The sequence below is a fragment of the Pseudomonas ekonensis genome, assembly GCF_019145435.1.
Taxonomy (GTDB): Bacteria; Pseudomonadota; Gammaproteobacteria; order Pseudomonadales; family Pseudomonadaceae; genus Aquipseudomonas; species Aquipseudomonas ekonensis.
In genome coordinates this window covers 730,999-750,178 of sequence record NZ_JAHSTS010000003.1, presented here as the reverse complement: position 1 = coordinate 750,178, position 19,180 = coordinate 730,999, and the positions used below count along the sequence as shown (strand labels likewise).

The 19,180-nt window shown below is 65.6% G+C and carries 16 protein-coding genes; 2 read left to right on the top strand and 14 right to left on the bottom strand.

The features are described from left to right. The first annotated feature begins 219 nt into the window (after positions 1–219). Positions 220–864, top strand: a complete 645-nt coding sequence (crp, locus tag KVG96_RS27355) for a cAMP-activated global transcriptional regulator CRP (protein WP_085586224.1) — start codon at positions 220–222, stop codon at positions 862–864. Positions 865–874: 10 nt separating this feature from the next. Here the strand turns inward: crp and KVG96_RS27350 are convergent, their stop codons facing one another. The 4 genes from KVG96_RS27350 to KVG96_RS27335 all read right to left on the bottom strand — a co-directional run bounded on the left by KVG96_RS27350 (position 875) and on the right by KVG96_RS27335 (position 4,152). After that, on the bottom strand, positions 875–1,570 hold the full coding sequence (locus KVG96_RS27350; RefSeq protein WP_217894786.1) for a lipoate--protein ligase family protein: 696 nt from the start codon (positions 1,568–1,570) through the stop codon (positions 875–877). A 96-nt stretch (positions 1,571–1,666) separates the two neighbouring features. Next, positions 1,667–2,503, bottom strand: a complete 837-nt coding sequence (trpC, locus tag KVG96_RS27345) for an indole-3-glycerol phosphate synthase TrpC (protein WP_217894785.1) — start codon at positions 2,501–2,503, stop codon at positions 1,667–1,669. Further along, positions 2,500–3,549, bottom strand: coding sequence for an anthranilate phosphoribosyltransferase (gene trpD / locus KVG96_RS27340; protein ID WP_085586230.1), 1,050 nt, complete (start codon positions 3,547–3,549; stop codon positions 2,500–2,502). Before trpD ends, trpC begins: the two co-directional genes overlap by 4 nt. 9 nt (positions 3,550–3,558) lie before the next feature. Then, a complete protein-coding gene (locus KVG96_RS27335) occupies positions 3,559–4,152 on the bottom strand; it encodes an aminodeoxychorismate/anthranilate synthase component II (protein ID WP_217894784.1) in 594 nt (197 codons plus the stop codon). Between the two features lie 428 nt (positions 4,153–4,580). Between KVG96_RS27335 and estP the strand changes: the two genes are divergently transcribed. Then, positions 4,581–6,491, top strand: coding sequence for an esterase EstP (gene estP / locus KVG96_RS27330; protein ID WP_217894783.1), 1,911 nt, complete (start codon positions 4,581–4,583; stop codon positions 6,489–6,491). A gap of 138 nt (positions 6,492–6,629) precedes the next feature. On the opposite strand, the gene trpE is transcribed toward estP, so the two are convergent. The 10 genes from trpE to KVG96_RS27280 all read right to left on the bottom strand — a co-directional run bounded on the left by trpE (position 6,630) and on the right by KVG96_RS27280 (position 19,115). Beyond that, positions 6,630–8,108 (bottom strand): anthranilate synthase component I, encoded by a 1,479-nt coding sequence (gene trpE, locus KVG96_RS27325; RefSeq protein WP_217894782.1) that lies wholly within the window; start codon positions 8,106–8,108, stop codon positions 6,630–6,632. Between the two features lie 72 nt (positions 8,109–8,180). Beyond that, positions 8,181–8,999 (bottom strand): phosphoglycolate phosphatase, encoded by an 819-nt coding sequence (locus tag KVG96_RS27320; protein ID WP_217894781.1) that lies wholly within the window; start codon positions 8,997–8,999, stop codon positions 8,181–8,183. Then, entirely contained in the window at positions 8,996–9,670 is a 675-nt protein-coding gene (gene rpe, locus KVG96_RS27315) for a ribulose-phosphate 3-epimerase (protein WP_085586240.1), read from the bottom strand. The genes KVG96_RS27320 and rpe overlap by 4 nt, the downstream gene beginning before the upstream one ends. A 112-nt stretch (positions 9,671–9,782) precedes the next feature. Continuing rightward, positions 9,783–10,931, bottom strand: coding sequence for an iron-containing alcohol dehydrogenase (locus tag KVG96_RS27310; protein ID WP_217894780.1), 1,149 nt, complete (start codon positions 10,929–10,931; stop codon positions 9,783–9,785). Between the two features lie 217 nt (positions 10,932–11,148). Beyond that, positions 11,149–11,973 (bottom strand): ABC transporter permease, encoded by an 825-nt coding sequence (locus KVG96_RS27305; RefSeq protein ID WP_085586244.1) that lies wholly within the window; start codon positions 11,971–11,973, stop codon positions 11,149–11,151. 13 nt (positions 11,974–11,986) lie between these two features. Then, on the bottom strand, positions 11,987–13,234 hold the full coding sequence (locus tag KVG96_RS27300) for an ABC transporter permease (protein ID WP_217894779.1): 1,248 nt from the start codon (positions 13,232–13,234) through the stop codon (positions 11,987–11,989). A 155-nt stretch (positions 13,235–13,389) separates the two neighbouring features. Further along, positions 13,390–14,433 (bottom strand): ABC transporter substrate-binding protein, encoded by a 1,044-nt coding sequence (locus KVG96_RS27295; RefSeq protein ID WP_085586248.1) that lies wholly within the window; start codon positions 14,431–14,433, stop codon positions 13,390–13,392. Positions 14,434–14,480: 47 nt separating this feature from the next. After that, positions 14,481–15,605, bottom strand: a complete 1,125-nt coding sequence (locus tag KVG96_RS27290; protein ID WP_217894778.1) for an ABC transporter ATP-binding protein — start codon at positions 15,603–15,605, stop codon at positions 14,481–14,483. Between the two features lie 409 nt (positions 15,606–16,014). Further along, positions 16,015–16,656 carry a response regulator gene (locus KVG96_RS27285; RefSeq protein WP_217894777.1) on the bottom strand — a complete coding sequence of 214 codons (642 nt, stop codon included), beginning with the start codon at positions 16,654–16,656 and terminating at the stop codon, positions 16,015–16,017. Between the two features lie 62 nt (positions 16,657–16,718). After that, the gene (locus KVG96_RS27280; protein ID WP_217894776.1) at positions 16,719–19,115 is read right to left on the bottom strand and encodes a PAS domain-containing sensor histidine kinase; all 2,397 of its coding nucleotides are present in this window, start codon (positions 19,113–19,115) and stop codon (positions 16,719–16,721) included. Positions 19,116–19,180: the final 65 nt, after the last annotated feature.

Below are 19,180 nucleotides of genomic sequence, written 5' to 3'. Positions count from 1 at the left end.
AGAAAAAAGGGCCGCCAGCTTAGCACAGGGCTACGCTTTGACAGCGACTGCCATTCCTAGGACGGATACGGCCATGACGTAGGTAAATTCTCGAATCTTCAAGGAAGTGTCTGGTAAGCTGGCGCCAAATCACTGACGCCCGGTCGACCTGCCAACGACCGCTCTCGGCGCCTCATAAAAAAATCAAACATAACCGTGCAGTCTTTTCGGGATACAACCATGGTTGGTATTACCCCCACCCCCAAAATCAAGAACCTCGACAAGCTGTTGATGCATTGCCAGCGCCGCCGCCATGCGGCCAAGAGCAACATCATCTGCGCCGGCGACCGTTCCGACACGCTGTACTTCATCATCAAGGGCTCGGTGACGATCCTGATCGAGGATGACGACGGCCGGGAGATGATCATCGCCTACCTCAACGCCGGGGACTTCTTCGGCGAGCTGGGGCTGTTCGAACAGGCCGGCCAGGAACAGGAGCGCAGCGCCTGGGTGCGGGCCAAGGTCGAATGCGAAGTCGCGGAAATCAGCTACGCGAAATTCCGCGAACTGTCGCAACAGGATCCGGACATTCTTTACGTGCTCAGCGGACAAATCGCACAACGCCTGCGCAACACCACGCGCAAGGTCGGCGACCTGGCGTTCTTCGACGTGACCGGCCGCGTGGCCCGCTGCCTGCTGGAGCTGTGCAAGCAGCCCGATGCGATGACCCACCCGGACGGCATGCAGATCAAGGTGACCCGTCAGGAAATCGGACGGATCGTCGGCTGTTCGCGGGAGATGGTCGGCCGAGTGCTCAAGGATCTCGAGGACCGCAACCTGGTGGACGTGAAAGGCAAGACCATGGTGGTCTTCGGTACGCGCTGAGCCCGCAGGCTCAAGCGTAGATTTGCGCCAGCATTGCCCGCAAGAGCACGTCGAGCCGCGCCAAGGCCTGCGCATCCGGAAATTTCTCATGCAGCGCAATGTGGCTTTGCGCACGCACCCGCTGCTCCAGTCCGCAGGCTTCGTTGAAGCGGTTGACGGCCGCGGCCATCGACTCCCGCTCGTCATCCATCAGCATCGCCCCGTGCACCAGCCCCACCGGCCGCTGGCCGCCCTGACTCTGGCGCCAGCGCTGGGCGGTGCCGACCATCTTGCGTCCGTCGAGGTTGACGTTGAACCGGCCGTCGCAGAACGCACCGTCGATCTCGCCCAGGGAAGACGTGCCGCCCAACTCATCCAACAGCTGACAGATCGGATCGCACAAACGCCGATAGCCGGTCTCGATCCGGTTCAGGTCGCCCTCGCTGCGCGGCGGGGCGTAGACCAGTGCGATGTTGACGGTCGAGGCTGACTGCGGCACCGGTTCGCCGCCGGTTTCCCGCAGCAGAACGGGCCATCCCGCCGCGGCCGACACTTCGCAGGCCTGGTCGAAACCGGGCAGGCGGTTGAGGCGGCGCGGCATGACCAGCGCCCGGTCGCTCGGCTGCCAGAACAGCAGGCCGAACTCGGAATCGCCGGCGCAGACGGAGGCCAGCAAGTCCTGTTCGGCTTGCAGTCCGGATTCGATGGTCAGGGAGGTGGGGCTCATAAGGATTCCATGGGACTTGCGGCCTGAGGTGAATCTTATGCCGCCTTCGCGGGCAAGCCCGTTCCCACAGGGGACACGGGCGCCGACGAGGCAGGGTCAGTCGAGGGTCGAACCGCTCACGGGAACGCCGCGCTCCGGGAAGAACAGGCGCTGCAGCTCGGTGCCCGGGCTTTCGGCGCGCATGAACGCCTCGCCGACCAGGAACGCGTAAACGTCGCTGATTTCCATCAGTTCGACGTCAGCGCGGTTGAGGATGCCGCTCTCGGTGATCACCAGGCGGTCGCGCGGAATGCGCGGCAGCAGGTCGAGGGTGGTTTCCAGGCTGACGTCGAAGGTGTGCAGGTTGCGGTTGTTGATCCCCACCAGCGGCGTGTCGAGGGTCTTCAGCGCACGCTCCAGCTCATCGCCGTCGTGAACCTCCACCAGCACGTCGAGGCCGACGTCCTTGGCGACCGACGCCAGCTCCTTCATCTTCACGTCATCCAGGGCGGAGACGATGAGCAGCACGCAATCGGCGCCCAGGGCACGGGCTTCGACGATCTGGTACGGATCGATCATGAAGTCCTTGCGGATCACCGGCAGCGCGCAGGCCGCACGGGCCTGCTGCAGGTAGGCGTCGGCGCCCTGGAAGTAGTCGATGTCGGTCAGCACCGACAGGCAGGTCGCCCCGCCCTTCTCGTAGCTCTTGGCGATGTCGGCGGGCACGAAGTGCTCGCGGATCACGCCCTTGCTCGGCGAAGCCTTCTTGATCTCGGCGATCACCGCCGGCTGTTTCTTCTTGGCCTGCGCCAGCAGCGCGCCGGCAAATCCACGGGGTGCATCGGCCGTCCTGGCCAGGCTTTCCAGCTCGCTCAGGCTGACGCGGGCGCTGCGCTCGGCGACTTCCTGAAACTTGCGGGCCAGAATGTTTTCCAGAACCGTCGGCACACTCATCCCTCATTCTCCACTTTGAATACCGCGGTAAAGGCACCCAGCTCCTCGAGCTTTTCCCGAGCGAGGCCGGTGTGCAGGGCGTCGTGCGCAAGCGCCACGCCCTCTTTCAGGCTGCTGGCCAGGTCGGCGGCGTACAGCGCCGCACCGGCGTTGAGCACGATCATTTCAGCGGCTTTCTGGCCGCTCTCGGTCTTGCGTTTGCCCAGCGCATCGCGGATCAGCGCCAGCGACGCTTCCGGGCCTTCGACCGACAGGCCGTGCAGGCTCTGGCTCTTCATGCCCAGGTCTTCCGGCTCGACCCAATACTCGCTGATCTGGCCATCCTTGAGCTCGGCGACGAAGGTCGGCGCCGCAAGGCTGAACTCGTCCAGACCGTCCTTCGAATGCACCACCAGCACATGCTTGCTGCCCAGACGCTGCAAGACTTCGGCCAGCGGCCGGCACAAGGCCGGCGTGAACACGCCCACCACCTGATGCTTCACACCGGCCGGATTCGTAAGCGGGCCGAGCATGTTGAACAGGGTGCGCAGGCCGAGGTCGCGGCGCGGGCCGGCGGCATGCTTCATGGCCTTGTGGTGGGTCTGGGCGAACATGAAGCCGATGCCGACGTTGTCGATGCAGCGGGCCACTTGGGTCGGGGTCAGGTTCAGGTAGATGCCGGCGGCCTCCAGCAGGTCGGCGCTGCCGCTCTTGCCCGACACGGCGCGGTTGCCGTGCTTGGCCACGGTGCAGCCGGCCGCCGCGACGACGAACGACGAAGCGGTGGAGACGTTGAAGATGTTGGCGCCGTCGCCGCCGGTGCCCACCACGTCCACGACGCGGTCGAGGGTCTTGAGTTCGACCTTGTCCGCCAGCTCGCGCATGACCGAGACCGCGCCGACGATCTCGTCGATGCTCTCGCTCTTCATGCGCATGGCCATCATGAACGCGCCGATCTGCGCGTCGGTGCATTGGCCGGTCATGATCTCGCGCATCACGTCGCGCATTTCATCGGTGCTGAGGTCGAGGTGGTCGACGATGCGGCTCAGGGCTGTCTTGATGTTCATGAGAGGTCCTTAGCGCACGCCGCCGGTCTGTTTGAGGAAGTTGGCGAACAGTTCATGGCCCTGTTCGGTCAGGATCGATTCCGGGTGGAACTGCACGCCTTCGATGTTCAGGGTCTTGTGGCGCAGGCCCATGATCTCGTCCACCGAGCCGTCCTCGTGCTGCGTCCAGGCGGTCAGCTCCAGGCAGTCGGGCAAGGTCTCGCGCTTGACGATCAACGAATGATAGCGGGTGACGGTCAGCGGCCGGTTCAGGCCTGCGAACACGCCCTTGTCCTCATGGAATACCGGGCTAGTCTTACCGTGCATCACCTGACGGGCGCGCACCACGTCACCGCCGAAGGCCTGGCCGATGGACTGGTGGCCGAGGCAGACGCCGAGGATCGGCAGCTTGCCGGCGAAGTGCTTGATCGCCTCGATGGAGACGCCGGCTTCGGTCGGGGTGCAGGGGCCCGGGGACACCACGATGCGCTCCGGCTTGAGCGCTTCGATCTGGGCGACGCTCAGTTCGTCGTTGCGCACGACCTTGACCTCGGCGCCCAGCTCGCCGAGGTATTGCACAACGTTGTAGGTAAAGGAGTCGTAGTTGTCGATCATCAGCAACATGGCGTTTCGAACCTCTTGAATTCTGGCTTGGAGACAGCCTTCGAACGGTTTGCCCGCAGGGCGCTGCACGATGTCGGACGCGCGGATCGCGTCGGCACAGCGGCGGTTCAGACAGGCAAGGAAGGCAAAGCAGTACAGATCCGGCGGGGCCGGCAGAGAAGATTCAGGCGCGCCAACGCCAGCGGGCGTGCGCCTTGATGACTTGATCCAGGAGTTTGCTGACGATCAACACGGGGAAGGTCTCGTTCATACGTTCCGGCACAGTAACTTAGCTGGGCAGAGCGTGCAATATGATGGCGGGGCCGGCCGGCGGCCAAATCGGACAAAGCGCGTCAAACCCGGGGAGTGTTCGCGACAGATGGCAAAACGCCGGATGTTTTTGGTACTGTCGTTTCGTTCACTACAACAATAAATAAACGGACTTGCTCATGATCAAACAGACGTTGTTCGTACCGCTGGCCGGATGCTTGCTCGCGATGGCCTGCGCCCAGGCGGTCGCCGCCCCCAACCCTTACTCGAATTTCGTCGTCTTCGGCGACAGCCTCAGCGACGCCGGGACGTTCACCGACAGCGGCGGCCCGGCCGGTTCGGGCAAGCGTTTCACCAACCGCACAGGTCCCGCCTACCGGGACGGCAGCGGCGAATTCTATTCGCTCAACGCCACCCAACTGCTCGGCGGCCGCCTGGGCTTCACGCCCGACCAGACCGCCTCCGCCGACTCGGCGGTGCGCGCCAACCAAGGCCTGCCGGACGGCAACAACTGGGCGGTAGGCGGTTACCGCACCGACCAGATCCTGGACTCGATCACCAGCTCGTCCGCCTCCGGCGAACGCACCCGCACCGGCTACCTGCCGTCCAACGGCTTCCGTGCTGACCCGAACGCGCTGTACTACCTTACGGGAGGCGGCAACGACTTCCTCCAGGGCCGCGTCACCAGCCTCGCCCAGGCCAGCGCCGCCGCCGACCGCCTGGTCGACAGCGTGCAGACCCTGCAAGGCGCCGGCGCCCGCTACATCATGGTCTGGCTGCTGCCGGACATCGGCCTGACCCCGGCCATCAACGGCTCGCCGCTGCAAGCCTTCACGTCGCAGCTCAGCGCCCAGTTCAACAGCGAACTGGTCAGCCAGCTGCAAGGCGTCAACGCCAACGTCATCCCGCTGAACATTCCGCTGCTGCTCAGCGAAGTGTTCGCCAACCCGGCCCAGTTCGGCCTGGCCACCGACCAGAACCTGGTCGCCACCTGCTTCAGCGGCAGCGGCTGCACCGAGAACGCCCGGTACGGCATCAACAGCGCCACGCCGGATCCGACCAAGCTGATCTTCAACGACTCGGTGCACCCGACCGAGGCCGGGCAACGGCTGATCGCCGACTACGCCTACTCGCTGCTGGCCGCGCCGTGGGAGCTGACCCTGCTGCCGGAAATGGCCCAGGGCTCGCTGCGCGCCCACCAGGACGAGTTGCGCAACCAATGGCTGGCCGACTGGGAGAACTGGCAAGGCGTGGGTCAATGGCGGACCATCGTCGCCGGCGGCGGCCAGCATCAGGACTTCGACGACCAGAGCGCCGGGGCCAGCGCCGACGGCAACGGCTACAACCTGAACATCGGCGCCAGCTACCGTCTCGACGACGCCTGGCGCGTCGGCGTCGCGGCCGGGCTCTACCACCAGAAGCTCGAGGCCGGCGACAACGACTCGGACTACAAGCTCAATTCCTACATGGGCACCGTGTTCGCCCAGTACCAGCAGAACCGCTGGTGGGGCGACCTGGCGATGACCGCCGGCCGCCTGGACTACGACAGCCTCAAGCGCAAGTTTCAGCTGGGGGTCAACGAGCGCGGGGAGAAAGGCGACACCGACGGCTACGTGCTGGCCATCGGCGGCCGCGTGGGCTACGACATCGCGCCCGAGGCGAGCAGCCCGTGGCACCTGTCGCCGTTCGTCAGCGCCGACTTCGGCAAGGCGCAGGTGGACGGCTACTCGGAAAAAGGCGCGGACGCCACGGCGCTGACCTTCGACGACCAGTCGCGCATCTCCCGCCGGCTGGGCCTCGGCATCCAGGGCAAGTACCAGGTCACCGCACAGACCCAGGTGTTCGGCGAGTTCGCCCATGAGCGCGAATACAACGACGATGCCCAGGACCTGACCATCAACCTCAACAGCCTGCCGAACAACCGCTTCACCCTCGAAGGCTACAAGCCGCAGACCAACCTCAACCGCCTGAACCTGGGCGTGAGCCACAACCTCAGCAAGGAAGTCGCCCTGCGCGCCAGCTACAACATCCGCAAGGACGACGACTTCACCCAGCAAGGGGTGAATGTCGGGGTGAGCCTGGACTTCTGATACGCAGGCCACAAAAAAGCGGCGCCCTCACAGGCGCCGCTTTCTTTTATGTGGCAAGGGCGCGAAGCGCCCCTGCTGCGATGGGCCTGCCGTGCAGGCCAGCGGGAGCAAGCTCCCTCGCCACAGGGCAACCCGGCGTCAGTCCGGGGTCTGCTCGGCCAGCGCCACCGCGCGGAACATCGCCCGGCGCTTGTTGATGGTCTCTTCCCACTCCAGTGCCGGCACCGAGTCGGCCACGATGCCGCCGCCGGCCTGCACATGCAGTTCGCCGTCCTTGATCACCGCCGTGCGGATCGCGATGGCGGTGTCCATGTTGCCGTTCCAGGCGAAGTAGCCCACCGCGCCGCCGTACACGCCCCGCTTGACCGGCTCCAGCTCGTCGATGATTTCCATCGCGCGGATCTTCGGCGCGCCGGACAACGTGCCCGCCGGCAGGATCGCCCGCAGCGCGTCCATCGCGGTCAGGCCTTCCTTCAGTTGGCCGGTGACGTTGGAAACGATGTGCATCACGTTGGAATAGCGCTCGATGACCATCTTCTCGGTGAGCTTCACCGAGCCGACTTCCGAGACGCGCCCGGTGTCGTTGCGGCCCAGGTCGATCAGCATCAGGTGCTCGGCGATTTCCTTGTCGTCCGACAGCAAGTCCTCTTCCAGCGCCAGGTCCGCCTCTTCGGTGGCCCCGCGCGGGCGGGTGCCGGCGATCGGGCGCACGGTGATGAGGTTGTCTTCGACCCGCACCAGCACTTCCGGCGAACTGCCGACCACGTGGAAGTCGCCGAAGTTGAAGAAGTACATGTACGGCGTCGGGTTGAAGCAGCGCAGCGCGCGGTACAGGTCGATGGGTGCGGCCTTGAAGTCGATCGACATGCGCTGGGACGGCACGACCTGCATGCAGTCGCCGGCCAGGATGTATTCCTTGATGGTGTCGACGGCTTTCTCGTAGTCGTCCTGGGTGAAGCTGGAACGGAACACCGGTTCGGCCGCCTGTTGCTTGCCGAAATCCAGGCCGCGGCGCGGGGTGATCGGCTGACGGAGCTTTTCCAGCAAGGCCTGCAGTTGCGCCTGGCCCTGCTCATAGGCGTCGCCCTGCGACGGATCGGCCAGGACGATGGCGTGCATCTTGCCGGCGAGGTTGTCGAACACCACCACGGCGTCGGAGACCATCAGCAGGATGTCCGGCACGCCCAGCGGATCCGGGTTCGGGCATTTGCCCAGGCGTTTTTCCACGTAGCGCACGCAGTCGTAGCCGAAGTAGCCCACAAGGCCGCCGTTGAAGCGCGGCAGGCCGGCGATGGTCGGCACGTTGTAGCGGGCCTTGAAGGCCTCGACGAACGCCAGCGGGTCTTCGACGTCGTGGCTTTCGGTCTCGACGCCGTCGACGGTGACGCTCACGTGATGGTCATGGACCCGCAGCACGGTGCGGCACGGCAGGCCGATGATCGAGTAACGGCCCCACTTCTCGCCGCCCTGCACCGATTCGAGCAGGTAGGAGTTGGGCTGGTCGGCCAGTTTCAGGTAGATCGACAGCGGCGTGTCGAAGTCGGCCAGGGTTTCGCAGGCCAGCGGGATGCGGTTGTAGCCGGCAGCGGCCAGGCGCAGGAATTCTTCGCGGATCATGGGGTGCCTCGTGGTGTGAGGTGCAAAACGGTCAGGTGTGCAAACGCGCCGGCAAGGCCGGCCAGGATCACGTCAGGCGCGCCAACGCCAACGGGCCAGGGCCTTGATGACTTTCATCCAGAGTTTGCGGGTGACCACCACGATGGCGTTTCCAGAAGGGGATTGAGTAGCGTCGGGCAACGTTATCCCAGCGGCCGGATCCAGGCAACCGGGAATTAGCGTGCGCAAATCGTCGATCACCAGCGCCGGGGACTCCTCGGCGATCGGCCGTCCGTGGTTGTAGCCGTAGGTGAGGCCGACGCACTTGACCCCCGCCGCTTTCGCCGCCAGCACATCGCTGCGCGAGTCGCCGACGAACAGCGACTGCGAGGCCGGGATGCCGGCCATCTTCATGACGAAGAACAGCGCCGCCGGATCGGGTTTCTTCTGCGGCAGGGTGTCGCCGCCGATGATCCACTTGAAGTAGCGGCCGATCTTCATCTGATCCAGCAGCGGCGCGACGAAACGCTCCGGCTTGTTGGTGATCAGGGCCATGGCCACGCCCTGCTTGTGCAGCCACTTGAGGGTGTCGCGCACGCCGGGGTAGACCACGGTCAGCTCATGGCTGGCGCCGTAGGCCTCCATGAAGACCTCCAGCGCCCGCTCGGCTTCGGCGTCGTCCACCGCCGAATGGTCGAGGCCGCCGGCCAGCGCCCGGCGCACCAGCACCGGCGCGCCGTTGCCGACCCACTCGCGCACCGCCTCAAGGCCGGCAGGCTTGCGGCCGAGGGTGAGCAGCATGTTGTCCACAGCCGCCGCCAGGTCAGGAACCGAATCGATCAGCGTGCCATCCAGATCGAACATCACCAACCGCGGCAGTTGCCCCGCGAACAGCTGCTCAAAACCGCTCATGGACGGGCCGACGCCAGTTCGGAGCGCATCTTGTCGATGACTTCCTTGTAGTCCGGCGCATTGAAGATCGCTGAGCCGGCCACGAAAGTGTCGGCGCCGGCCGCGGCGATCTCACGGATGTTGTTGACGTTGACGCCGCCGTCGATCTCCAGGCGGATGTCGCGGCCCGACGCGTCGATGATCGCCCGCGCCTCGCGCAGCTTGTCGAGGGTGGCGGGAATGAACTTCTGCCCGCCGAAGCCCGGGTTGACGCTCATCAGCAGCACCATGTCGACCTTGTCGATCACGTACTTGAGCACGTCCAGCGGGGTGGCCGGGTTGAACACCAGGCCCGACTTGCAGCCGCCCTCGCGGATCAGCTGCAGCGAACGGTCGACGTGCAGCGAGGCTTCCGGGTGGAAGGTGATGTAGGTGGCGCCGGCCTCGATGAAGTCGCCGACGATGCGGTCCACCGGGCTGACCATCAGGTGCGCGTCGATCGGTGCGGTGACGCCGTACTTGCGCAGCGCCGCGCAGACCATCGGGCCGATGGTCAGGTTCGGCACGTAGTGGTTGTCCATGACATCGAAGTGAACGAAGTCGGCGCCGGCGGCCAGGACGTTGTCCACTTCCTCGCCCAGGCGGGCGAAGTCGGCGGAGAGAATCGACGGAGCAATTACGAAGGGCTGCATGACGCACCTTTTCTGAGCCAAATCACGATGGCGCGCATTGTAGCCTCATGCTTTGGCGCGCGCACCGTGACCGCGATGATTGGGTTGTGCCATGACGGACGGCCGCCGCGCCTCAGTAAGCCGCGCGGTAGATCTTCTCGATGTCGGCGGCGCTGAGCCGGCGCGGGTTGTTGCGCATCAGGCGCTCGATCCCGGCAGCCTCCACGGCCATGGCCGGGATCGCCTCCTGTGTGACGCCGACGCTGCGCAGCCCCGCCGGAACCTCCACCGCCGCGCACAGCTCGGCCATGGCCTGCACGGCCTTGTCCGCCGCTTCGTTGAGGCTCAGGCCGGCGGTCTTCACCCCCATGGCTTCGGCGATATCCTGCATCCGCTCGACGCAGGCCATCTTGTTCCAGGTCATGACATGGGTCAGCAACAACGCATTGCTCACGCCATGGGCGATGTTGAAGCGCCCTCCCAACGGGTAGGCCAGCGCGTGCACCGCGCCCACCCCGGCATTGCCGAACGCCATGCCGGCCATCAGGCTGGCGGTGGCCATGTCTTCCCGGGCCTGGAGGTTGGCGCCGTTGGCGTAGGCCTTGGGCAGCGCCCGGGCAATCAGCCGGATCGCGCCGAGGGCCAGGGAATCGGTGATCGGCGAGGCATTGACCGACAGGTACGACTCGATGGCATGCACCAGCGCATCGATGCCGCTGGCGGCGGTGACCCCGCGCGGGCAGGTCAGGGTCATCTGCGGGCTGACCAGCGCCACGTCCGGCAACAGGTAGTCGCTGACGATGCCCTTTTTCAGCTGCGCGGCCTTGTCCGAGAGAATCGCGACATTGGTGACCTCCGAACCGGTGCCGGCGGTGGTCGGGATGGCGATCAGCGGCGGGCCCTTGCGCGGCACCTGGTCGACGCCGAACAGGTCTTCCAGCGCACCGTGATAGCCGGCGTAGGCCGCGACGCTCTTGGCGATGTCGATGGCGCTGCCGCCGCCCAGGCCGATCAGCCCGTCGTGCCCGCCCTCGCGGTAGGTGCGCATGCAGTCCTCGACGATGGCGGTTTCCGGATCCGGCTGCACCCGGTCGAAGATCTCGTAGTCGCGCCCGCCCATCTGCGCCAGCGCCAGCTCTACGGTGCCGGACTTGACCAACGCGGCGTCGGTGACGATCAGCGGGTTGTCGACATCCAGCCGCGTCAGCTCCGCCGCCAGTTGCTCGATGGCCCCGGCGCCGGTGATCAGTTTGTGAGCGATCTTGAACGAGGAAAGACTCATTGTGCGCAGCCTCTTATAGGTATGGGAGCTGAGCACAAGCGTAGCTGGGGATTCGGGGTTGTCTGCCATTCAGCGCATGAATGGCCAGGGGTTTGAGCACACTGCAGATCATTGTAGGAGCGGGCCTGCTCGCGATGAGGGCGGATCAGTCACTGAAAGAGTGACTGACCAGACGCCATCGCGAGCAGGCTCGCGCCTACAGGGGTTGCGGCAAACCTTAAACCTGGGTGGTGCGCAGTTTCTCGCTGCGCCCGCGCAGCCACTCCAGGGTCAGCAACAGGATCACCGAGAAGGCGATCAGCAGCGTGGCGGCAGCGGCGATGGTCGGGCTGAGGTTTTCACGGATGCCGCTGAACATCTGCCGGGGCAGCGTCGCCTGCTCGGGGCCGGCGAGGAACAGAGTCACCACCACCTCGTCGAACGACGTCGCGAAGGCGAACAGCGCTCCGGAGATCACCCCCGGCGCGATCAGCGGCAGGGTCACCCGGCGGAAGGTCACCAGCGGCGAGGCGCCGAGGCTGGCGGCGGCGCGCACCAGGTTGTGGTTGAAGCCCTGCAGGGTCGCGGACACGGTGATGATCACGAACGGCACCCCCAGCACCGCATGCACCACGATCAGCGAGAAGAAGCTGTTGCCCAGGCCCAGCGGCGCGAAGAACAGGTAGCTGGCCACGCCGATGATCACCACCGGCACCACCATCGGCGAAATCACCAGCGCCATCACCAGCGACTTGCCGGGGAAGTCCCCGCGGGTCAGGCCGATGGCCGCCAGGGTGCCGAACACCATCGCCAGCACGGTCGCGGCAGGGGCGACGATGATGCTGTTCTTGAGCGAACGCATCCATTCGGCCGAGGCGAAGAAATCGTGGTACCACTGCAGCGAAAAGCCTTGCAGCGGGTACACCAGAAAACTCCCCGAGTTGAACGACAGCGGCACGATCACCAGCACCGGCAGGATCAGGAACAACAGGATCAGGCCGCAGAGGATCCGCAGGCTGTAGAACCACACCCGTTCGACGGGCGACATGTAAGGACTCAGCATCTCGGTTTTCCCCTTAGCCCAGGCGCAGGCGGCTTGCGCCCACCAGCCAGCTGTAGATCAGATAAAGCACCACGGTGGCCAGGAGCAGCAGCCCGCCGAGCGCGGTGGCCATGCCCCAGTTGATGCTGGTGTTGGTGTAGAACGCGACGAAGTAGCTGACCATCTGATCGTTCGGGCTGCCCAGCAGCGCCGGGGTGATGTAGTAGCCGATGGCGAGGATGAACACCAGCAGGCAACCGGCGCCGACGCCGGCGTAGGTCTGCGGGAAGTACACCCGCCAGAAGCTGGCGAACGGATGGCAGCCGAGGGAGATCGCAGCGCGCATGTACGTCGGCGAGATGCCCTTCATCACGCTGTAGATCGGCAGGATCATGAACGGCAGCAGGATGTGCACCATGGAGATGTAGACCCCGGTGCGGTTGAACACCAGCTCCAGCGGCTTGTCGATGATGCCCATGGCCATCAGCGCGCTGTTGATCAGGCCGCCCGACTGCAGCAGCACGATCCACGCGGCGACCCGCACCAGGATCGAAGTCCAGAACGGCAGCAGCACCAGGATCATCAGCAGGTTGCTCTGGCGCGACGGCAGGTTCGCCAGCAGGTATGCCAGCGGATAGGCCAGCACCAGGCAGATGCCGGTGATGATCAGGCCCATCCAGAACGTGCGGGCGAAGATGTCCAGGTAGATCGCCTGGTCCGGGGTGGCCGGGGCCAGTTCGCCGAGGTCGTCGATGCGGTGGTCGACCGCCGCCAGCAAGTAGAACGGGGTGAGGCTGCTGGTGTTGCGCTTAACCGCTTGCCAGTAGGCCGGGTCGCCCCAGCGTTCGTCGATGCCTTCCAGCGCTTCTTTATAGGAGGCGGGCTCGGTGGCGAACGGCAGGCCCCGGGCGGTTTTGGTCAGCAGGCTGCGGTAGCCGGCCAACTCCATGTTCAAGCGCTTGGACAGATCGCCCAGCGTCTGGTTCTTGCGGGCCTCGGCGAGGTCTTCGCCGGCCGCCTTGTAGACCGCTTCGCCGGGCAGGCCGCGGCCGTCCCAGCCGGCGATGGCCGCCACGGTGCGCGGCATGCCGCCGACCACTTCCGGGTTGCCGACGCTCTTGTAGAGCAGCGCCACGATCGGCACCAGGAACACCAGCAACAGAAACAGCACCAGCGGCGCGATCAGCGCCTGGGCCTTCCAGCGGTTGACCCGCTCGGCGCGCTTGAGCCGCTGCTTCAAGGTGGGGCTGTTGCCCTCGTTCAGGGGAACGGCGATGGCCATGACGTACTCCGCAAATCTTCGGGATCGGTGATGTGGGAGCGAGCCTGCTCGCGAAGAGGCCAGCACCTTCAACTTTCAGGCTGACCGGACGACCGCTTTCGCGGGCAGGCCCGCTCCCGCAGGGGTGAGGGCAACCCCACCCCTGTGGGGCGTGGTTACTTCGCCGCCCAGGAATTGAAGCGCTGCTCCAGCTGCTCGCCGTTGTCAGCCCAGAAGCTGACGTCGATCTGCACCTGGTTGGCGATGTTTTCCGGGGTGGTCGGCATGTCCTTCAGGACATCCTTGGCCAGCAGCGGCACCGCCTGGGTGTTGGCCGGACCGTAGGCGATGTTTTCCGAGTAGGTCTTCTGCTGCTGCGGCTGCACCGAGAACGCGATGAACTTCTTCGCCGCTTCCGCGCGGGCCTTGTCCAGGCCTTTCGGGATGGCCCAGGCATCGAAGTCGTAGATGCCGCCGTTCCACACGACCTTGAGGTTGGATTCCTTCTGCACCGCCGCGATCCGGCCGTTGTAGGCCGAGCTCATGACCACGTCGCCGGAGGCCAGGTACTGCGGCGGCTGGGCGCCGGCTTCCCACCACTGGATGTTCGGCTTCAGCTCGTCCAGTTTCTTGAACGCACGGTCCTGGCCGTTCTTGCTGGCCAGTTCCTTGTAGACGTCCTTGGGCGCGACGCCGTCGGCCATCAGGGCGAATTCGAGGGTGTACTTGGCGCCCTTGCGCAGGCCGCGCTTGCCCGGGAACTTCTTGGTGTCCCAGAAATCGGCCCAGCTGGTCGGTGCGGTCTTGAGCTTGTCGGCGTTGTAGGCCAGCACGGTCGACCACACGAAGAAACCTACGCCGCACGGCTGGATCGCGCCTTTGACGTAGTCTTCGCCCTTGCCGAACAGCGCAGGGTCGAGCTGCTCGAACATGTCTTCGTCGCAACCGCGGGACAACTCCGGCGACTCAACCTCCACCAGGTCCCACGACACGCTCTTGGTGTCGACCATGGCCTTGACCTTGGCCATCTCGCCGTTGTATTCGCCGGCAACGATCTTGCCGTTGCCCGCCGCTTCCCACGGGGCGTAGAAGGCTTTGACTTGCGCGGCCTTGTTCGCACCGCCAAACGACACCACCGTCAGGTCGGGACCTGCGGCCATGGCGCTTGCCGCACCCATCAGGCCCAGGGTCAGGGCGGTGAACTTCAGGGATCTCAACATTTATTGTTCTCTCCACGTGCAGGTTGGTGTTGGTGTTGCGGGGGCGATCAATGCGCCTCTTGAAGAGGGTCGAGCGCGCGGACGTGCTCGACCTGCCAGCCGAGCGGCACCACGTCACCGACGCTGAGCGCAGGATCGAGCTCGGCGATCGGCTGTTTCACGAAGAAGTCGGTCTTGCCGCAGACTTCCAGGCGCACCCGGACGTGGTCGCCCAGATAGATGAATTCAGCCACCCGCCCGGAGAAGCGGTTGACGCAGCGGTCGCTGGAGCCGTTGAGGCTCACCCGCTCCGGACGGATCGACAGGGTCACCGGCTCGCCGCTCTGGCCGACGTTGACCGCCAGCGCCTCGACCTTCTCCCCGCGGCCGAGCTCGACCACGCAGCGCTCGCCGTCCTGGCTGAGCAGGTGGCCGTGGAGGCGGTTGTTCTCGCCGATGAAGTTGGCGACGAAGGTGTTCTTCGGCTCTTCGTAGAGGGTGCGCGGCGGCGCGATCTGCTGGATCTCGCCTTGATGGAACACGGCGACGCGGTCGGACATGGTCAGGGCTTCGCCCTGGTCGTGGGTCACGTAGACCACGGTCACGCCGAGGCGCTGGTGCAGGTGCTTGATCTCCATCTGCATGTGTTCGCGCAGCTGTTTGTCGAGGGCGCCCAGGGGTTCGTCCATCAGCACCAGCTGCGGCTCGAACACCAAGGCGCGGGCCAGGGCCACACGCTGCTGCTGGCCGCCGGACAACTGCCCCGGATAGCGCTGGGCGAATGCGTCGAGCTGGACCATGCCCAAGGCCTTTTTCACCTTGTCGGTGACGTCGCTCTTGTTCAGGCCGCGCACGGTCAGGGGGAAGGCCAGGTTCTCGGCCACGGTCATGTGCGGGAACAGGGCGTAGTTCTGGAACACCATGCCGATGTCGCGCTTGTGCGGCGGCACGTTGTTGATCGCACGGCCCGCCAGCAGGATTTCCCCGGCGGTCGGCGTCTCGAAGCCGGCGAGCATCATCAGGCTGGTGGTCTTGCCCGAACCGGACGGCCCGAGCAGGGTCAGGAACTCGCCTTTGCGGATGTCCAGGTTGAGGTCTTTGACGATCAGGTTCTCGCCGTCGTAGCTCTTCTGCACTCCACGAAAGCTGACCAGCACATCGCTGGCCCCTGCGTTTGTTTCGACCTGGCTCATACCCGCACCTTTGTTGTTGATGACTGCTGTGGGCTTAAGCCTAGTGGCTGTCCCCAGCCGCGCAAATCGGGGGGCAGGAGAGATTCGCCTCAGCCGGATGGAAGGTTGGGGGTAGGGATCGCCCTACAAGGATGGCGCGTTTGGACAAGCGCAGCGGCAAGCTCGCAGCCGTAAGCCTCAAGCGCGGGCGGGGGCCGTGTCGCGGATGGATATGCCGACACCTTTCCCTGTGGCAGCGGGCTTGCCCGCGAAAGCGTCGGACCTGCCAGCATGGGTGTCGAATGTTACGGCCGCTTCGCGGGCAAGCCCGCTCCCACAGGGTTCTGCAGTGACCGCAAATGTTGCGTTCAACCAACCCCCTGTAGGAGCCAGCCTGCTGGCGATGGCGGCCGCCGGGAAACGGCAAAGGTCAGAGCAGCTTGTGCTCCATGGCGTACTTCACCAGTTCGGCGAGGGAGGTGATGTTGAGCTTCTGCATCAGCCGCGCCTTGTGAGTGCTGATGGTCTTGCTGCTCAAGGCCAGCTGCTGGGCGATGTCGTTGACGTTGGCGCCCTGGGCCAGGCGTTCGAACACCGAGAACTCGCGTTCCGACAGCAAGGAATGCAACGGCCGGGCATCGGTCAGACCGACTTCGAAGACCATGCGGTCGGCCAGTTCCGGGTCGATGTAGCGCCCGCCCGCCGCGACCTTGCGGATGGCGGTCAGCAACAGCGACGGGTCGCTGTCCTTGGTGGCGTAGCCGGCGGCGCCGACCTTCAGGGCCCGGGCGGCCATCTGCGCCTCGTCGTGCATCGACAGCACCAGGATCGCCGGCGGGTTGTTCAACGCGCGGATCCGCGCAATCGCCTCCAGGCCGTTGACGCCCGGCATCGAGATGTCCAGCAGCACCACCTCGCACGGCACGTTGCGCAGGGTGTCGAGCAGCTGTTCGCCGTTGCTCGCCTCCCCCGCCACTTGCAGGTCCTTGGCCAGGCCGATCAATTGCTTGATGCCCTCGCGCACGATGGTGTGGTCTTCGGCTACCAGTACACGGATCACGTTGCTCTCCATTCTTGTTGTTTCAGAGCCCATTTCATTCGCGGACGCGGCGCCGCATCTGTGCGAGCGAGCCGTCAGGCCTCATTGACCGGCACCCGCACCACCAGGCTGGTGCCCTCCCCCGGCTCGCTGTCGAGCTGCAGGCTGCCGCCCATGATCAACACCCGCTCGCGCATGCCCACCAGGCCGAACGATGTCGGCCGACCGGCTGCGGCGACAAATCCTACGCCATCGTCACTGACCGTCAGACACAGTTCGTCGCCTTCAAGGGCCAGCGTCACTTCCACAGTATGCGCCCGTGCATGGCGCATGACATTGGTCAGCGCCTCCTGGAGGATCCGGAACAGGCCGACGGCCTTGGCGTCGCTGAGGGCCGGCAGGTTGTCCGGCACCTGCACCAGGCACGGGATCTGGGTGCGCGCCTCGAAGCGCCGGGCCTGCCACTCGATGGCCGAGGCGATCCCGGCGTCGAGGATCGGCGGGCGCAGCGCCGTCGCCACGTCGCGCACCAACTGGAACAGCTGGGCGATCAGGCGCTTCATGCTGTTCAGGCGTTCGTGCAGGCCAGGGTCGAGCTGTGCGTAAGCCAGTTCGCACATCGATGTCTCCAGTTTCAGCACCGTGAGCATTTGCCCCAGCTCATCGTGCACTTCCCGGGCGATGCGCGCCTTTTCCTCTTCGCGCACGCTTTCGAGGTGCGCCGACAGTTCGCGCAGCTGCTCGCGGGAAGCCGCCAGCTCCAGCTCGATGCGCTTGCTTTCACTGATGTCCCAGACGATGCCGTCCCAGACGTACGCGCCGTCGTCCAGTTGACGGGTGATCGCCTTGATCTCGGCCCAGCGCTGCTCGCCCTGGCGGGTGAGGATGCGGCCCTGCCAGGACCAGTCGCTGTCGGTGTCCAGGGCGCGGTCCTGGGTCTGGTGATAGCTGGCCCGGTCGTCCGGATGCACCAGGCTGCGCAGGCCCATGTCGCGGTGGGCAATCGCGGCCGGGGCGTAGCCCACCAGCGTCTCGCTGCCCTCGCTGATGTAGGCGAAATCGATTTGCCCGGTCACCGGCGCCCGCTCCAGCCGGAACACCAGGCCCGGCACGTTGGCCGCGATGCCCTTGAGCCGCGCTTCGCTTTCCTGCAAAGCCGCCAGGGCCCGGCGGCGTTCGGTGACGTCGGTGAGGTAGACCACCAGGTACTCGCTGTCACGGAACCTCAGGAAACTCAGCGACACATCCGCCGGCAGCACGCTGCCGTCGGCCCGCACGCACAGGCTCTCGAAGCTCAGCGGTTCTTCCTCGCGGGTCCTGGCGCGCTTCCACAGATTCAGCCAGCGATCCATGTGCAGGCCCGGCTCGAAGTCGATCAGGGGACGTTCGATGATCCCGCCCGGCGGGTAGCCGAGCATGGTCTCCGCCGCCCGGTTGGCGTAACGCACATGGCTGTCCCAGTTGACCCAGAGGATGCCGACGGTGCTTTGGTCGATGGAGAACTGGGTCAGGCGCAGGGCCTCTTCGCTGGCGGCGCGCAGGGCGATGTCCTCCCGTGCGGCCAGCAGGCGCTGTTCGAGGCTGTGCTGTTGGCGCCGCTGCCAGACCACCAGGGCCGCGCAGCAGAGCAGCAGCACCGCCAACAGCAGGCTCAGGTTCTGCCAGAACCCCGGCGACTCCGCCAGCCGCGGATACTTGGGCTGCAGCCAGCGGCTGTGCAGACGCTCCAGGTCCTTGGCCGGGATCGCCCGCAGGGCGCTTTCGACGATGCCGGCCAGTTCCGGCCAATCCCGGCGCGTGGCCACCCGCAGCAATTGCGGCAGGCCGATGTCGCCGACCACCACCAGCCCCGAGAACTCCGGCTCCACCGACAGCCGCCCCAGTTGAGCCTCGTCGACCACTGCGTAGCCGGCCTGCTGGCTGAGCAGCAATTGCAGGGCCTGACGCTCCATCGGCACGCCTTGCAGGTTGAGGTGCGGGTAGTTGCCGCGCAGGTAGTCCGCCGTCACGCTCGGCATGCGCACGGCGACGCGGGTCTGGCTGTCGAGTTTCTCCAGCTCCACCGTGCCGCCGGCCTTCTGGTCGCTGACCACCAGTTGCGGCACGCGCATGTACGGATCGGAGAACTGCCACAGGCGCAGCGCACCCGGCGTCTGGGTCAGGCCCGGCGCGATGTCGATCTCGCCGTCCCGGGCGGCGGCCTCCAACTGCGCAAGGTCAGGGAAGTTGCGCCACGTCAGTTCGACATCGAGGGCCTTGGCCAGCCAGTTCATCAGGTCGACGTTGGGCCCGGACAACCGTTGCAGGCGCCGGTCGTACTGCGCATACGGCGCCTGGAGCACCAGGCCGACCCGCAGCTCGCGGTGCTGCGCCAGCCATTGCCGCTCGCCGGCCGACAACTGCGCGACATGGGCCGTGGGCGCAGGCGCGGCCCAGCCCATCAAGGGAAACCACAAACAGCCGATAACCCACAGGCAGCAAAATCGCATCATCGAAGTCTCGTACACTGACAAATTCTGACCAACCCATTAGGCTGCCGGGATACTTTCTGGCCTGG

Coding starts and splice junctions, on each gene's coding strand:
- KVG96_RS27320 (WP_217894781.1), bottom strand. CDS start 8,999: ATGAGCGGTTTTGAGCAGCTGTTCGCGGGGCAACTGCCGCGGTTGGTG.
- trpE (WP_217894782.1), bottom strand. CDS start 8,108: ATGATCCGCGAAGAATTCCTGCGCCTGGCCGCTGCCGGCTACAACCGC.
- KVG96_RS27300 (WP_217894779.1), bottom strand. CDS start 13,234: ATGGCCATCGCCGTTCCCCTGAACGAGGGCAACAGCCCCACCTTGAAG.
- trpD (WP_085586230.1), bottom strand. CDS start 3,549: ATGAACATCAAGACAGCCCTGAGCCGCATCGTCGACCACCTCGACCTC.
- KVG96_RS27280 (WP_217894776.1), bottom strand. CDS start 19,115: ATGATGCGATTTTGCTGCCTGTGGGTTATCGGCTGTTTGTGGTTTCCC.
- crp (WP_085586224.1), top strand. CDS start 220: ATGGTTGGTATTACCCCCACCCCCAAAATCAAGAACCTCGACAAGCTG.
- KVG96_RS27350 (WP_217894786.1), bottom strand. CDS start 1,570: ATGAGCCCCACCTCCCTGACCATCGAATCCGGACTGCAAGCCGAACAG.
- KVG96_RS27295 (WP_085586248.1), bottom strand. CDS start 14,433: ATGTTGAGATCCCTGAAGTTCACCGCCCTGACCCTGGGCCTGATGGGT.
- KVG96_RS27285 (WP_217894777.1), bottom strand. CDS start 16,656: ATGGAGAGCAACGTGATCCGTGTACTGGTAGCCGAAGACCACACCATC.
- estP (WP_217894783.1), top strand. CDS start 4,581: ATGATCAAACAGACGTTGTTCGTACCGCTGGCCGGATGCTTGCTCGCG.
- KVG96_RS27290 (WP_217894778.1), bottom strand. CDS start 15,605: ATGAGCCAGGTCGAAACAAACGCAGGGGCCAGCGATGTGCTGGTCAGC.
- KVG96_RS27310 (WP_217894780.1), bottom strand. CDS start 10,931: ATGAGTCTTTCCTCGTTCAAGATCGCTCACAAACTGATCACCGGCGCC.
- KVG96_RS27305 (WP_085586244.1), bottom strand. CDS start 11,973: ATGCTGAGTCCTTACATGTCGCCCGTCGAACGGGTGTGGTTCTACAGC.
- KVG96_RS27335 (WP_217894784.1), bottom strand. CDS start 4,152: ATGTTGCTGATGATCGACAACTACGACTCCTTTACCTACAACGTTGTG.
- trpC (WP_217894785.1), bottom strand. CDS start 2,503: ATGAGTGTGCCGACGGTTCTGGAAAACATTCTGGCCCGCAAGTTTCAG.
- rpe (WP_085586240.1), bottom strand. CDS start 9,670: ATGCAGCCCTTCGTAATTGCTCCGTCGATTCTCTCCGCCGACTTCGCC.